Annotated in this window: 7 protein-coding genes; 2 read left to right on the top strand and 5 right to left on the bottom strand. The window is 59.6% G+C overall.

Going from position 1 to position 16,035, the window contains the following annotated elements; translation table 11 throughout:
* Window positions 1–543: 543 nt before the first annotated feature.
* Genes CJ301_RS05765 through CJ301_RS05755 form a run of 3 tightly spaced genes read right to left on the bottom strand, consistent with a single transcriptional unit; the run spans window position 544 to window position 4,417 of the window.
* The gene (locus CJ301_RS05765; RefSeq protein WP_099275204.1) at window positions 544–1,494 is read right to left on the bottom strand and encodes an AAA family ATPase; all 951 of its coding nucleotides are present in this window, start codon (window positions 1,492–1,494) and stop codon (window positions 544–546) included.
* Window positions 1,491–3,692 carry a DDE-type integrase/transposase/recombinase gene (locus CJ301_RS05760; protein ID WP_216823247.1) on the bottom strand — a complete coding sequence of 734 codons (2,202 nt, stop codon included), beginning with the start codon at window positions 3,690–3,692 and terminating at the stop codon, window positions 1,491–1,493. Before CJ301_RS05760 ends, CJ301_RS05765 begins: the two co-directional genes overlap by 4 nt.
* A complete protein-coding gene (locus tag CJ301_RS05755; RefSeq protein ID WP_099275200.1) occupies window positions 3,680–4,417 on the bottom strand; it encodes a hypothetical protein in 738 nt (245 codons plus the stop codon). Before CJ301_RS05755 ends, CJ301_RS05760 begins: the two co-directional genes overlap by 13 nt.
* A 566-nt stretch (window positions 4,418–4,983) precedes the next feature.
* Here CJ301_RS05755 and CJ301_RS05750 point away from each other — a divergent pair.
* Window positions 4,984–5,967: a 4Fe-4S dicluster domain-containing protein gene (locus tag CJ301_RS05750; protein WP_099275198.1), complete on the top strand. Its 984-nt coding sequence runs from the start codon at window positions 4,984–4,986 to the stop codon at window positions 5,965–5,967.
* Window positions 5,968–6,203: 236 nt separating this feature from the next.
* Here CJ301_RS05750 and ssb read toward each other — a convergent pair whose 3' ends face one another.
* On the bottom strand, window positions 6,204–6,689 hold the full coding sequence (gene ssb, locus CJ301_RS05745; protein ID WP_099275196.1) for a single-stranded DNA-binding protein: 486 nt from the start codon (window positions 6,687–6,689) through the stop codon (window positions 6,204–6,206).
* Between the two features lie 133 nt (window positions 6,690–6,822).
* On the opposite strand from ssb, the gene CJ301_RS05740 reads away from it, so the two are divergent.
* Window positions 6,823–7,580 (top strand): IS5 family transposase gene (locus CJ301_RS05740; protein WP_099275194.1). Its coding sequence is split into 2 segments (ribosomal slippage): window positions 6,823–7,147 and window positions 7,147–7,580, totalling 759 coding nucleotides; the frame shifts between segments, so codons are not numbered across the junction.
* 826 nt (window positions 7,581–8,406) lie between these two features.
* Here the strand turns inward: CJ301_RS05740 and CJ301_RS05735 are convergent.
* Window positions 8,407–15,792 carry a UvrD-helicase domain-containing protein gene (locus CJ301_RS05735; protein ID WP_099275192.1) on the bottom strand — a complete coding sequence of 2,462 codons (7,386 nt, stop codon included), beginning with the start codon at window positions 15,790–15,792 and terminating at the stop codon, window positions 8,407–8,409.
* Between the last annotated feature and the right edge of the window lie 243 nt (window positions 15,793–16,035).

Here is a 16,035-nt window from a genome sequence, read left to right as displayed (position 1 = left end):
CATACCCTGTCAGCACGGCATAAGAGTGCGAATCGAATAGGTAATTCCGCGCCGCGCTCTAAATTTACCGAAAAATAACAACGGCATACGCCAAGCACCTCTTGGACTGTCATCATAATTCTACGAACTGGAAGCAATAGCTTGCGAGGTTCTGAGCATAGCAATGCCCTCACGCTCCGTGCTGCATACGTGTAAGCACGGGCCCGAACAACGAGCCGATCTCAGGCAAGGCGGCCGGGGTCAATCCAGAAATTTTGGGGAATTGCAATAATTGCAGACGCGCTATGATTGCTCGATCACAGCGCACGCGCATGATCCTTCCATCCGGAAGATCGCGCTCTTCGATCCATTGGCCATATCCCCATAAGGGATGCGGCAATGTTTATCTCGACACTCTATTTCAGAAGAATGCACGTCAAAACCATGACGCAAAACGCTTGATTTTGCGCCTCAATTACACCCGAACGGCATTCTCTGTCCTTTCAAATACACCCTTACTCTCATGAGACATTCGACGGGCCAAGCAATTTAATTCACAGAACTCTATACTACTCCGAGCAAGACCTTATTCATAATGAATTTACTCTCGTAGTTCGGAACATTAAAGGGTGTGTAGTCTGCTTGCATTCCGCTGCGATCCGCAAAAGCGGTACTGAAATGCTTTATTTCCACGCAATCTCCGCCCTCTGCTCGGGCCCGCAGGCAAGTGTCGATCAGCAATTCGATGACCAGCCCCCACCGATCGGCGCAGGCGAAAGCCAAGCGGCGAAGAAACTCTTCGGTGGCGAGACCCTCGAAATCCAGACCAACTGCGTCGCAATAGGTGAAGCAAACTCGGTTCAGCTCGCTCATGTCGCTTGGAAGCCGGATGTTCTGGAAGCGGACCCGTCTCAACAGGCGATCGAGCTGTTCTTCCTGTTCCACGTGTCCAGCCAACTCATCGACGCCGCTGAGGATCAACATAAGCGGCCAGTCGGTGTTCTTCATCAAAGACTTGAAACTATCAAGCAGTGCCCGGGTGGTCTGGTCCGGCTTGGTTGGAAAGATATGTTGGCACTCATCGAAATGGATGGCGACAACCCCCTGCTCTTTCGCCTGAAAGGTAACACGGGACCAGATCTCGCTCTGCGTCATTCTGCGCTGCCGAACGGGATAACCGAGCGCCTCAGCGGTCCTGAAGCCCAGATCTTTCCAAGTCATTTTTCCATCAAGGATGCAGGAAACGGCTGACGCCACCTTGCCCGACGGCAGCTCCTCTTTTGCTTCGTTGAACTTGGAGAGCATTGACCGGATTTCGCTGGTCTTGCCGACGCGCGACGCCCCGGTCACCATCAGGCCGCGAGCCTCGAAATGCTTCCCGGTCGCCGCCCGGCCCCAATACTCCGTAGCGATGCTCCCGAAGGCGCTTTGCAGTCGGTCCGCACGCTCGAAGGCATAGCGCCATTTGTAGAGATCCGTGGCCGTATCCAGGGCCTTCCTGTTGATGAAGCTCATTTCAGCAATCCCTTGGTGTCCGGCCGCCCGAGCCGGCTGGCTGATGCAGGCGCGGTCACAGTTTCGTCCTCAAGGTGTTCCTCAGGCTCGAGCGCCGGCTGAAGTCCCCTTCCGACCGGCAGCGCACCAACTGGGTCGTCGGCCATGAGCCCTCCCGGTTCGATGACGTCGAGCAGCTTGGTGGAAGGAGCAAGATGAATGCCACTCGTAACCCGTTGGGCCCGTTCTTCGAGCTCTTCGAAGGTCGAAAAGGAGCTGCCCTTGGTGGGTTTGGGTTCGAAGGTTGCATTGAGTTTCTCAATGGCCCGGAGTGCTTCGACGAACTGGTACTCAGACACCTCTGCATCCTGCGGAGCTTGGCGACGGCGCTCCTCCATGGCCTCGACGAACTCCGCGAGGGTCAGGCTTGCCACGTAGGTTGCCGTGAGGTCCGCCTCGATGACCCCGACATAGCCCTCAATCTGAACGGTCACGGCCTGAATATGGTCAGGGTCGATACAGACAGTCCATTTCCCCGGATACAGGTCACGCAGGCGCTGGAACTCGCGGCTCTGGTAAGGAAGACCGCACGCCTTGATACCCTCATCGGTCGGAGTGGCCTTGACCTCTCCACCGAGATGAATGCGCCGGCTTCGCATCGAAGGGGGCCTGACCATTCCGGCCTCTTTCAAAACGCGCTGCATGGCCTGGTACGGCGTGCGCCCGTCCATTCCGAAACCGTGGTGCGCCGTGTGCGAATAGACATCGACCAAGTAGCGGGTCAGGATCTGGTAGAGGGCATCTAGCGGGAGCTTCGCGTTCTCGACCGCATCGTAGCCCGGCAGGGCGCCTGCGGCATTTCCAGTATAGCCCGTCAGCCCAGAGATCAGCTCAGACTCGATCGTGCCGAACAGCCGTTCAATGAACGGCCGGTCGGAACTGTGATAGCTGCGCGTATCGACCGAAATAATGCCGAGACCCGCCATCGCCTCCTTTACCTCTCGGTTACGCAGACCCGTCCCGTTGTCATTGCGGACTTTGCCGATACCGACGGCAGGCGCAGGATTCTGGTCGCAACCATGCTTCACCTTCTCCCTCTCCTTCGAGCGGGTGGCCATGCGCAGAAGCTCCAGCGTCGCGTCAGCCGAGGGCTGTTCGGCCAAGGTCCAAGCTAGAGGCATCCTCGTTGCAACGTCGATCATCAGGAGGAGATGCACTCGCTTAGTGACCACTTCCTCAGCGCCCTTGGGTGCCGTCCCGTGGCTGGAATGCCCCTCTTCCGGCTGCTGTGGCCTCTTGATGGGAATGAGAATGGAAAGCTTGCACTCATCGATCTCGACGAGTTCCCCAAACATCAGCGCCCGGAGGTCAGTCGATCCGGGTCCACGCTTGTTGTAGGCAGCCCGCTCACCCTCGCGCGCAATCTGCTGCCCGATCGAAGAAACGTGCTTGTCGATATGAGCTCGCAAGGAAGCCTGCGACGGCAATGCCAGCTCTGCTTCACCCCTCCCCCTCCGGGACATATTCTCAGCTTTAAGGAGGAGCTTGAGCTTCTGGTAGGCCTTTGCCATCGGAGGCTTGCGCTTATCAAGCCAGGCCTTGCTCGCCTCGGTCATGAGCGGCCGAAGCTCCGGAGCGAGACGACTGGTACGATTGCCCTTCCACCTGTGCTTACCCTGAAGAGCGAGCGGATCGAAATGCTCCGCCTCGAAGAGCCGGTAGTACTTCAACAGCGTCCGACCCTTGGGAAGTGGGAAGACGCGTGTCATGCTCCCCCCGCGAAGTGCGGAGATCGCGATCTTCCCCTCGAAGTGCATTGCGGCAAGCTTGCATATATCCTGCCGCACCTGTGGCTTGTTGAGGATACCTTCCGACAGCCTCAGGCCTTGCCCGACGAGCTCATGGATCGCGTAGCAAAGGGCCGCGCGGAAACGCACATTCTTGCGCTCCTCGCTGGACAGCTGGTTGAGATAGCGGAAGCTGTCATCCTCGATCCCGGCTGCCACAACCTCGCCGTGCTCGTTCTCGAGCACGCAGGCGCCATCCCTCAGCAAATGGTCGAGCTGCTTGCCCGGGAGGAACATGCGCCTGCGGTCTGCCGAACTGACGAGGACGGAGCCACGTTCAGACCGGCTGTCAATAAGGTACCGCTGCTTTTCCAAGACGACCGAAGCATTCTCCGGAAGAAGGTACGTTGCCCCCTGCTTCATTCCGGCCACCAGATGCGAGAGTAGTAGGAGATCACGTGATCGAGGTTCGTGTGCAGCTGCCTGCGGCCAATCAGGCGAAGGATCGACTGGAAGGCCACGCACGGCTCAAAGTCGACCGCGGCGATCAGGTCACGCAGGAGCCAAAGCGTGCGAAGGCGAGCAGCTGTCTCCAAGACGATCTCATCGACTTCGGGCTCAACCTGGTCGAATGCGATCTTCATCCGGTGCAGGTTGTCGCGCCGGGGCCGAGAGTAACTGTCGGCGTCCACGACCAGCACCCGATGCCCTTCGCTTTCCGGCGTCGCGGCGACGAGAGCCCTGAGCTTCGCTTGCTCCTTCGGCCGCTGAAGGCTGGTCCGGTTGCGGACAAAGACAAGCCGCCGCTCCCCGCAGACCATTGTCAGGCGGAGATCGTAAGTATGGTCGTGCTTGGTCCCATCGAACAGGAACGACACCCTGCAAGGCTGGAACTCCAGATCGTAGAGGCGCGGATCCATCAGCGCCTCTTGCGCGACGGCGAGCTCAGCCGCGCTCTCGCACTTGCCGATCCTCGGCTTGTTGTCGTTGGCTGGCACGCAGTAGGTCAGCGTCACCCGGTGGCTCGAGCTGCTGGTTGACAGCGGGCTCCGGACACCCGCGAAGGGCAGAACGCCCTCCACCGGGCCCAGGGTGATAACCGTTTGTCTCTTATACTTGGGCGGCGAATACGCCCACTCGTCGTGTTCGAGGATCATGACTTCTTCCGCTCCCGGAAACCCACGGCTCCGGGCGATCGATGGATATGACCGACTGCGTTGTTGCGGGTGCCCGGTGTTCGGGTCTACGGTCCGCGATGTGATGAGGCCGCAGTCGGCCTTCGACTTCCGCGCGCTCTTCGGGGCGCGCTCTTTTTTTTGCCTGCTCTGCGCCCTGACGCCGTGTTCGAAGCCCGCTGTATGGCGGCCCGGTGGGTCAGGTACGGCTTCCTCAAGATCTCCAACTGCCTCGTCTGCCTTCAACATGAGCGAACCGGGTGAAAATCCCGAGCGGAGATTCTCGGTTGTCCACATGTTTGAGGTAGCGAGGCCTAAAGCAGCACCCCGCAGATTCGTAAACACCTGAAATTATGCAAAAAATCGAGGTTTAGAATTTTCGCAAACCTCCCCGCGCCGCGCCTTCAAGGGGCTGACGCCCCCCTCTGACCGAGGTCACGGCCACTATTTTTCATATGACCTAACGTCATGAAGAAGCGTCTTCTCGATGAACCCGCGCTTTGCCCACCGCCGCTTGTAGCGTGCCGGAGATCGGCTAACCTCCGGCCATGCCGAAGCCCAATCCGTATCGCCCCTACCAGCCCGACCTTGCTCAAATGGCACTGAGACCCGCCGTGTCGGGGAATGACATCAACGGGCTGAATAATCCCGATCCGCATCCGCCGCGCCTGGTCTACTGGGCCCCCGATCCGGACCAGATCCCGCATGGCGAGATGCAGCGCTGGTTCTACACGGTCCAGCCGGACGCGCCGGCGCTGCTCGCGGAACGGGCCGCTCGGCAGACGATCCTCGAAGCGCCGTTGCCAGAGGTTGCCGCGGAGCAGGTCACGCGCGCGCCTGGAGAATGGACCACCCTGCTCGATGGCTTCGTCGAATCCGGCCTGTGCGAGAAAACCGGGGTCGCCGAAATGCAGGACGAGTGGTGCTACGAGGGCCGCTCGGTGCCGCAGTCGCGGGTGATCATGCTTGGGGTGCAGCACGACTACACTCGCCTGAGCCAGGCGCCCGAGGTCGAGGCGGGCGCCGAGGTCATCCGGCAGTATGGCAGGGCAGCGCATGCAGCCAAGCAAGTGGCGGGCTGGCTGCGACAGGAGGGATGGGCCGCGGAGCCGGTAACCGGGCCGATGACCGGGGACTTCACCCTCATCCCGCCCGCGTTGGCCTGCGGCTTCGGGGAACTCGGCAAGCACGGCTCGATCATCGACCGTGTTCTGGGCGCGAACTTCCGGCTCTCGGCCGTGCTGACCGATGCACCCTTCGCCCCCACGCCGCCGCGCGAGCATGGCATCGATGCCTTCTGCGCGAGTTGCCGGATCTGCGAGGACGCCTGCCCTCCGGAGGCGATCTACGCGGAGAAGCAGCAAGTGCGCGGCGCGCACAAATGGTACGTGGACTTCGACAAGTGCTTGCCCTTCTTTAACGAGCACCACGGCTGCGGAATCTGCATCGCAGTCTGCCTATGGTCCCGGCCGGGGGTCGGGCCGAGCCTTGCGGCCAAACTGACGCGGCGGGCTAAGAGACACATAGAATGAACAACGAGACTGACCCTCCAGCTCTACAGGCTAGGGGCTTGAGCGCCACCTAACATGCGGATCGGAACCGCCTGCCCATTGCCCCGGTCCAGATGCTTGCTGACCAGAGTGTCTGACGCGCCGAGCCAGTGCGCGATCTCTGCAAGATTGCCTTGACCATGCACTGCCTCTGACTGAATGGCACGGCATCGCTGATGCCGTTAGAGGGCAGTTACAGCACCAACGCCCCCTCTATCTCAAAAGGGAATATCGTCGTCAAAATCGGGCTCGTTGGGTTTTTTTTGATTGCCAGTATTAGAATCAGCTTGACTCCGATCGACGCCGACTTTTCGTTGCTGAACATTAAATCCCTCACCACTATCGTTAGCGCCGCGCCCCCCTAGCAAAGTCAACTCACCATTAAAGGGACGCACCACGACCTCAGTTGAATATCGGTCATTGCCATTCTGGTCCTGCCACTTACGAGTCTCAAGCTGACCTTCAATGTATACGGTCGAACCCTTTTTCAGATATTGCTCCGCGATCCGGCCTATCCCTTCATTATAGATTGCTACCGAGTGCCACTCAGTACGCTCCTTGCGCTCTCCTGAGCTCTTGTCCTTCCAAGACTCGGAAGTGGCCAAACGCAAGTTGACCACCTTCCCACCGTTCGAGAACTCGCGAACCTCAGGGTCACGACCCAAGTTTCCGATTAAGATGACCTTGTTGATAGAACTAGCCATGATGAATTCCTATTTTAAGATTGCGGCGGCGGTTGCTGCACGCAGCTCCTTACAGAGAGGGCGGCTACTAGGGTCAGGACCCATTGATTGGAGTGGAAGGGCATGATTCACCGCGCGAAAACAGAGCGGTGATATGTCTAATCTCTTCTGGCTAAGCGATGCGCAGATGGCTCGTCTGGAGCCCTACTTCCCGAAGTCCCATGGCAAGCCACGCGTCGATGACCGGCGTGTCTTGAGCGGGATTATCTTCATCAATCGCAATGGGTTGCGCTGGCGAGATGCACCCAAGGAATACGGCCCTCACAAGACGCTCTACAACCGCTGGAAGCGTTGGAGCGACAAAGGCATCTTCGCGGCGATGATGACGGGATTGGCCGCCGAGCACGGCGAGAAGAAAACCGTGATGATCGATGCAACCTACCTGAAGGCTCACCGAACGGCGTCCAGTCTGGGCGCTAAAAAGGGGGACGTGGCCGCCTGATCGGGCGGACAAAGGGCGGCATGAATACCAAGCTGCACGCCATTTGCGACAGCCAGGGGCGACCTTTGAGCCTGTTCGTTACCGCCGGGCAGGTCAGCGACTACATCGGCGCGCGGGCTTTGCTGAGCAGCCTGCCGGATGTCGATTGGCTGCTCGGGGATCGCGGTTACGACGCCGATTGGCTTCGGGAACTGTTGAAAGACAGGGGGATACGCGCCTGCATCCCCGGACGGAAACAGCGCAAGACGCCAGTGAAGTATGACAAGCGCCGCTACAAGCGTCGGAACCGGATCGAGATCATGTTCGGCAGGCTCAAGGACTGGCGACGCGTCGCCACGCGCTACGACCGATGCCCGAAGGTTTTCCTCTCCGCCATCGCTCTCGCCGCGATCGTTATTTATTGGCTATGAGTCCTGAACCTACGCTTCCGAGAATTGAATCTGGAACTTCCACGCGCTTCGCCCCTACGCCCTCCCATAAATTTCAGCCCACTGCACCCGTTACTCAGGATAGAATCTTTATGTCTTACGAGTGGTAATCGTTGAACCTACCCCTAGCAAGCGCGGCGGGTTTGAACACAGGAAATTCCTTCTAGCCTCCGCGCGCATTGAGGCGAATTTTTCTCGTGATCAGATGACAAGGGGAGGCACCCTGCTCCCTACATACTGATTGCGCCTTGAAATTTCCAAGTTCATAGCAGCCAAAATTTAATAAACAGCAAACCACACCTCAGATCAGCGCCATGAAATCTAGAAGCACCTCCAAACGGCAGCAGCACCTTAGCGGATGCGGATTTACATACCCCCACACAAAAGCCGGATTGGCACTCGAACAAGTCGCCTCTGAAGAAGCTTAACGACCGATCAAGAATATGCTGAATACCCGCTACATTGCCGCGCCCGTTACAAACTATCGCACTTGAACCCGAGCTCATCTCCAATCTCATCCAGTCGCTCTCATCGAAATGAGCTGTCAATATTTGATCGGCATTGCAGCTTGCCTAATTTTGCCAGTCACGGAGAATTCGGTCATCGGGCTCTCTGGCAAGGATGTCGATGTCCTTGGCAATCCCAATACGACCGAGAAACAGCTCTGCTCTTTCCATATGTCAGCCTACGCCTGAGACCCGTGCGCAGGGCGGACCATGCCGACCGATTCCGCCTTTCGCGTGGCACTGCTGCGCGCCCCCGGGGGGGGCAACAATCACGCTTGTACTGGTCAGGTCCGGACCAGCGGTTAGCGCAGCATTCCCTCGACCAGCACAACGTATCCCCAGCCGCGGGCCGCCACACTGGCCGCCTGCCTATCGCGTTCGCTTTCCTCGGCGGCGTAGCGAATTACGGCGCTAACCTTGAGATCGGAGCCGGGACCTCCCGCACCGAAGTTGTTGGCGATGAAACCGACCTGACGCTTTTCGCCCGACGGGGCACGGTGGAACAGCCCCTTATTGGCGCCCGCACCGCGCCCGCCTAGTTCCAACCGGTCGCCCACGGCAACCCGGGTTTCGATGTAGGCCTGCGTGGCATCGGGGTCGAGGTTGAAGGCTGAGCGGCACATCGCCCAGCCGATAGCCACCTGTTTCGGTGTCCCAGTCAGGATCTGGCTTTGCCCATTTGCACCCTCAAAGCGCTCTGGACGGAACCGGCCCCAAGCGTACTCGCGGTCGCCCACGTAGTAGACCAGCCGAGACTTCGCCCGAGTCAACGCTACGTAAAGCAGACGGGCCTCCTCGGCGGCATCCGCATCAATGTCCTGAGCGTCGCTACCGAAACCAGTCCGAGATGGCATGACGATGACGTTGTCGTACTCAAGACCCTTAACCTTGTGAATCGTCGAGACGACGGCTTCGCCTTCGCTATGACGCGCGCCCAGCAGGCGTTGCAAGTCGTCGCTCTTCAAGACCTTCAAGAAGCGAATGAGCGTCGACAGGTGCGGGAACGAGCTTTCTTGGGTGCAAAGGTCCCATAGGATTGAGAGGTCCGCTTCTGGGGTAGCATCGCGCTGGGTCTCTGGGATGTCGGTGCCGATGTGGAAGGCGTCGAGAAGCTTGGTCCGCAGCGGATCGGTTAATGCCTGGTCTTGCCGCGCGGCCTCGATCTCCAAGAAATCGATCCAGAGCGCAACGTGGCGTAGCGACCGAGTCGAGAGGTTTTCGCTGTTCTGTACGGCAAGGCCCGGGAAAGCGTCCGCAAGGGCGCGGTGGACGCTGGCTACCTCGTCATTGGAACGACACAAGATCGCGATCGAGCCGGGATTCTCGGAGATAAGTCTGAGGCTGACCTCCCTGACCTGGACGAGCATCTGGTCCCAGCTCAAACCGCGCGCGTCGAGGCGTTCACAGCGGCTGTCAGATGCACCTTGAGCGGCGCACAATAGGCTTGTCTTGAGCCGGCTCGAGCGGGAGTTCCGGTCGAAGAAGCGCTGGATCATATCCTGGCTTTTCTTCACTACTTCGGTGCCTGAGCGGAAGTTCACGCCCAGCTCGAGCGTGGCGAGATCTGTGCCGCCGAAGTCCTCTTGAAAACGCCGGAAATAAAGCTCGGCAAAGGCGCCGTCCCTCGCGGCACCGGATTTGCGATTCCAGCGCAAGATATCTTGGTCGTCATCTCCGATAACCATGACTCCGGCTTGCGACCCGCTGCCCTCGTAGAGCCTGCGGATGATAGCGTAGACCTCCTCTGTGACGTCTTGGAACTCATCAATCAAAAGACTGCGGCATTGCCCGGCGATGTCCTGACGGAAGTCGAGGTCTACGGCGAGGCGCTTCGCGAACTCCTGCAACAGGTTTTCCGCAGATGCGTCCTTGGGTGGGGTATCAGAGCCATGAAGACTGCGCATGGCAAGCGCGTGAAAGGTCGAGACCCGCACCTGCGAGGCGTAGGCAGCATAGCCCAGCGATCGAAAGAGGTCGCGGATTCGCTTGCGTATCTCGAAGACCACTGCGCGATTGAAGGCTAGGACCAGGATCTCGGACGGCTTGACGTGCTGTTCGCGGATGAGGTGAGCGATCCGCCCTACGAGCACAGAGGTTTTGCCCGCGCCGGGTCCTGCGTTGACCAGAAGGTGGCGGTTGAACGGGTGCTGCATGGCTTGCCATTGTGCGGGCTCCTCCGAGGCCTTGTAACGCTCGAAGAACTCGGTGGCCCGAGTGGCGCGCAGCTGGTCGCGCTTCTCGGCGATGAGGCCGCTCTCGTCCTCGATCTCGCCGAGCTGGCCATCGAGAAAATCCTTGAGCGTGTCGACGCTGGCATTGGCGAAATAGCCTGGGATGAAGCGGTCGCGCGCTTCGTCCGGAAGGTTGGCGAATACCTCCATCGCGAAGATCCGCGCTCCAGCCAGTTCGTTGACGCTATTAAGCTCCTCGACAAGCTCGGGATGTTGCCCGAGACCCGGTCGCGCGTCGCGCAGGAGCAAGAGGTAAGACAGCGGCAATAGGTCCGGCAGGGCACTGACGAGACCAAGCGACGATAGCAGCCGCAACAGCGCTTCTAGATCGGCGACGCGGAAAGTCTTGTCTGGGTGGGCATCTTCAAGCTCGCGGATCAAACTGTTGACCTGAATGGACTTCAGATCCTTCGCGTGAAGAAAGACATCTAGGAGAGACGGGGCTTGAGCAAGCAAGGTGTCGCATGCTTTCGCAGCGAACCGGTTGCGAGCCAGGGGAAGCCGCGCATGCCAATAGATCTGTTCGGTCCCCTGCTGCACGCCTTGCTTGAGCCTGACGCCGCTGGCGCGGGCCAGCGTCCTGAAGCCGTTGAGAAAGGCGCGGTGAAAACGAGCCTTCCGCGCGTCGAGTTCGGCTTGCTCCCGCGGCGAGAGGGACTCCGTATCCTTCGGCTCACGCAGGTCTAGCGCTTCGATGTTGAACCACTGACTGGGGGTGAACTGCAGTTCTCCCGTCTTCTTGATGCGTTTGAGCAGGTCGCGCACGGCGTTGCCGACCATAGTCATTAGCGCCGCAATCCGTCTGGGCTCTTCCGAAAGCATCGGGCGTTTCGCGAACTCAAGCGTCCATTGGAGCTCCAGTGCCCCGAGCGATGCCAGCTCCACGATCAGGGACATAGTCGCATCCATGCTCTCGATCTGGCACTGGCGGCGGACTTGGGACAGATTGATCATCGCATCGTTTGTGTCGCCGATGCTTGCGTTGTCGAGGGTCCGAACGCGCACACCCACAGTGTCAGAGACGCGGCGCAACAGATCCGCAGCCACACCCTTCTGTTCCGGCTCATCCTGCGTGGCGCCGAGGATGGCCTTGGCGACGCGACCGTGGAGAGCTTCTTCAGAAGCAATCTGGGCAAGCCGGGAGGGATGAAGCGTGACCGTCAGCAGGTCCGCAACCATGCCGAGCTGTGCGATGTGCCCTGCAGTTTCTAACCAGTAGAGCGCGAGGCGCAGCCGCGTCGCGTTGGCGCGCTTCTCACCTGGTGTCTTGTAGGACCAGTAGCCGTGGCCGGGCACAAAGGCGACCTTTTGGCCATCGAGGATCTCGGCGTTGGCGAAGATCTGGTCTTCGATCTCGTCGACCTGAGGGACGTGTAGCTCGTTGCCAGCACGCTGGCTTCTAATATTCTCGAAATCCTGCGGCGAGGCTAACATTACCGCGTCGAGCTCGCGGAGGCCTGCCTTTTGCCGTTCCACGGCGCCCCTGCCGATACGACCAACTTCCTGAAGGTAATCCTCTAAGTAGCTTGGCGGAGCGAGATGAACGACCCAGTGTATGTCGGGGATGTCCATACCCATGCCAAAAGCTTTGGTCGCGACCAGATTGTCGAGCTCGCCGTCGCGGAACCGGTTGTAAATGTCCTCGCGCGTGGGAGCATCGAGTCCCGCGTGGTAGCTTTCCACTTCGCACTGCATGCTGCGAGTCAGCATGTTGGCCAATTCGTCCGCGTGAGCACGGCGCGAGACGAAAATGATCACCGCGCTGCGTTGGCCCGTTGCCCGCGCGTTGGCGCGGGCTTGGGTAATGACCTTCCTGATCTGAGGCAAGCGTTCTTCCAACGCATTTCCGAAGGACTGCGTGTCAAAGATGTTGCCTTTCATCGGCCGGGGCGAAACCTTGATATGGTCGCGCAACGGGCTTCCTTGGGCCGCAGGATCGGGGCATACGGCGAGGGGTAGGATCGCGTCGCCGCGGGCCGTGCGTTCCAATATCCCCTTGATTCTGCGGCGGTCAGACGCAGTGAGGGTTGCCGAAAGCAACAAGAACGGCGTGGGCTCCTGAAGCGTGCCGTCCCGGAGAGAGATCATCAAGAAGCTGAAGGCAAAGAAGTAGTCGGGACGGAACTCATAGCCCCACTGGTTGATGCAATGAGCCTCGTCGAAGACGACGTATTCCAGCCCTCCGTCGGCCTGGATTCTGCGTCGAAGCACGTCAACGAAGCGGGCGTTGCGCAGCCGCTCCGGCGCGACGTACAGTAGCACGATGCGGTTCTCGAGCAGACCTTGCAGGACATCTTCTTGTTCGAAGCGGGGCCGGTCACTGCTAATGTAATCGACGGATTCTGCGAAGCCTTGCTCGTGCAGCCGGGTGACCTGATCGCGCATCAGCGCTTTCAAAGGCGATATGACCAGCGTTAGTCGACGGTTGCGTAGTCCTCGGCATAGCGCAGGGATCTGAAACAGTACGGATTTGCCCTCGCCGGTAGGCAGCGTCACCATAACATCCTTGGTGCGTGTGCGGATGTGCTCCATTGCTTCGGCCTGCGTCGACTTGAACCCGGTAACACGGTTGCCGCCAGATTGGCCCGCGGGCTGCCAGTTCTCGACGAGGAAGCGTTCCATAGAGGCGAAATCTGAGGGTGCGTCCTCACGCTGGACATGGAAAGCGGCAAAGACGTTCTCGAGCCGCTCGCGCAGATCGGCGGACCAGTCCTGCAATGTAATGGGCATGCGGTCCAGTTGGGCGCGTAGTTCGTAAGCCGCGCTTTCGAGGCGGGGGTCCAGTATGATAGGCGCGAGAGGACTTTCAGTTAGGCCGGATTCCTCGAGCCAGGGCCCAAGCCAAAATCCAATGAGTTTCTGAAGATCCTCGAGAAGCTCGATGTTTGATATCGCAAGGGGGCCTTGAACTGTTGCATCTGTTTGCGACTGGTTTTCGACCTCGGACAGGGCATACCACTCTTCGAGCGGGAGGGCCTCAACGACCGGCTGGAGCGGAACACCCGCGTCCTCGGCGATGGACTGCCAGTCGCGCCACTGGTCAATGCTGTCGACTATGACGCAGCCGCGTGTCACGGCGCGCAACAGGTGTTCGCGGCGGCTGCGATGTGCTGGCTTGATCTCTGCTATGCCGACCTCGGCGCAGGCGGTGACCAATATGTCGATCATGGTCCGGCTCGTAGTGCTGGTCAGCAGGAACACCGGAACGGTGCCACCTTCACAGATCGCTCGAAGGGATGCGAGCTGCCCCATCCAATAACCGCCCTGCGCCTGCGAGCCGGGGAAAAGAGTCGGGAATTGCCGCATGGCCAGGTGGGGTCGTGTGCGGGGAGGGCTCGGCCGTTGTTGGAAGATCTCGAATGTTTCGGGGATGGCGATAACATCGAAGCCGCGCCATCCACCGCCAACTTCGAGCACCCGCGCCGCCGGGTCCTGCAGCGCCCAGCGGGCCCCGTCATACCCAGGAACTTCGAGGAGAGCGATGTTGGCAGGGGCGCTAAGCTGGAGCGTTTCCTCGCCGGTCAGGATACGACGGTTGACCACTAGGGCAGCGTTGCACGGTAGAACCGCCTGCAGCCGTGCCGTTGCGACGTCAGTCCACCACCGGGGCGAACTTGGTAGAGGCGCGACCCGGATCGCCGTAGTGCCCGCCGGGACGAAACAGGCCCGATCGATTGCGGTCACAAGCCAAGGCGATTTCTCAATCAGCCATTGCGGGACCATGTTGCGCCGCACAGCGACGTTTTGCTGCATCGCGCGGCTGCCCACGGCGAGCAAGACAAGCGCGTTGGGCGTGTGGCGCTGGTCATCGGTCAATGCGTCATAGAGGCGCGCGATGTCGATTTGCCAGTAAGCGGGATCGAGACGTTCGTCAGCGGTGGCTGGAACTACCTGCACGCCGGGAACCCAGTCTACCTCGTGAATACTATTCAGCTGCATTAGCATGGGTATGCTGGGATCTGCCGCATCCAAGAAAGCGGGGGCCGGGCGTGCGAGCGACAGACCTTCCGGTAGATAGGCGATGAGCGCTGTGATAAGCGCCTCAGGTGACTGGAACCGCCCGAGCAATATCTTGGTCTTGAGCCCCAGAGCGATAAGGTCGAGCTGCCGGGCAAATAGCTCCAGGGCGGCTTTCGCGTCGGTTTCCGCGTGGTGGTTGGAGCCAAGAGCATGAGATCGAGCTTGCGGTTCAAGGAGGAATTGAACCAGCAGCGTGTCCCATGCCAGCGGCATGGCTAAATCCGGCGCCAGCCCCGACAGGATGGGCCAATCCCAGCCCAGGATGTTATGGCCAACGAGGAGTTCGGCTTCGTTGAGCTGGGCTGCAAGCGTCACCAGGGCATTCTCAAGGCTGGTGCCCAGAGCCGCGTCGTGTAAGCGGGTGCAGCTGTCGTGACCGGCGCTACCAATTTCCCATGTCTGCTCCCCGTCGGTTTCCAAGTCGATTGCCAAGGCCGAGCGCATCAGGATGTCAGAGCCAAGCGCAGAGTCAGCATCCAACGCGCATTCCAAGGGCGCCTTGTTCTTCTTCCAGGAGGCGCGCAGGGCGCGCTGCGTGGACGGCGATAGCGAGGGAAAGAGCGAAATGGCCAAGACAGGGTCGCGGTTGACCAAGCTGTCGAAGTCTTGCTTCTGCATCCAGCCCCGGTCGGCTAGCATTCGAAGCCATGACACGAGCGCTTTAGGTAGGGTTTCGCCACGGTCAAGGAGGCGTTTAGCCAAGATTGCCTCAAACTTCCTGTTTCCCGCCAATACGGCAGAATCGAGATCGGCGTAGGCGCCACGGTGATGTTCTAGAAACCACTCGAGGACATCGGCCTTCTGGGCATCCTCCAGCTTGACAGGAGCGCCCGCGGTTTCAGGTGGCTCCGACCAAGAGGAAGCCAGCCACTCTATTTTGGGAGCACCGATCCGGGCAAGCTGAGCAGGCGAGAATGTCGAAAGCAGTGTAGAGACGGAACAGGCCGAGCTGTCAGGATCAAGCTGCTTGGCAAAGGCAAGTGGGCTTTCCGACAGCAACGTTGGAAGATCGAGCGCCTTGAGTGCGTCGGGGGACAGTGGGACAAGCCGTTCCAGCCAAGCCAGCTTCAAGACGGGGTCGAATAGGTCCGACGGCGGGGTGCCATCCCACTGGTTTTTGTACCACTTCGCAGTGACGGCGTAATCAAGCTTTTTCGGGTGCAATTCTCGCAACACCTCAAGCCGGATGGAATCAACGGTTTCCTGGCTACTGGGCAGGCCATATTCCGGCCAATCCCAATCTGCCAAAGGCGCCCAAGTGACCGCGGAGCGCTTGGCTGGCTCGCGAGGCGTACTGCCGATCTGGCAAAGTACTTTGTCGCCCTCCGCCAGCATCGCGTAATCCGTCTGCCGGCTCAGCGATGCGGTAACGTGGAAGAAGACTTTTCCCGGCATGCCCTCTAAGGCAAGGAAACCAAAGCCGCGATCGGCGACCATGGCCTCGATCGTTGCGAAAAAGGGTAGTTTGACGAGGGCCGATTGGAGCTTCGGATGTTGGGATGAGGCGGGCCGTGCCAATGGCTGAGAGGAGACCTGAAAGCTCAATGTAATTTGCACTCGGAGGTGTTGGACGCCAAATTGACTAAGTATTTAAAATAGATTGAATGTCGGCAAGCTGCCGTGGGCTGGTAAGAACTCCGTCGCGATTTCACGATCTGCATCGCGGCTTCTCTGTGATCT

Source organism: Limimaricola cinnabarinus (genome assembly GCF_002723615.1).
Classification (GTDB): Bacteria; Pseudomonadota; Alphaproteobacteria; order Rhodobacterales; family Rhodobacteraceae; genus Limimaricola; species Limimaricola cinnabarinus_B.
This window is presented reverse-complemented; position numbering and strand designations above follow the sequence as displayed.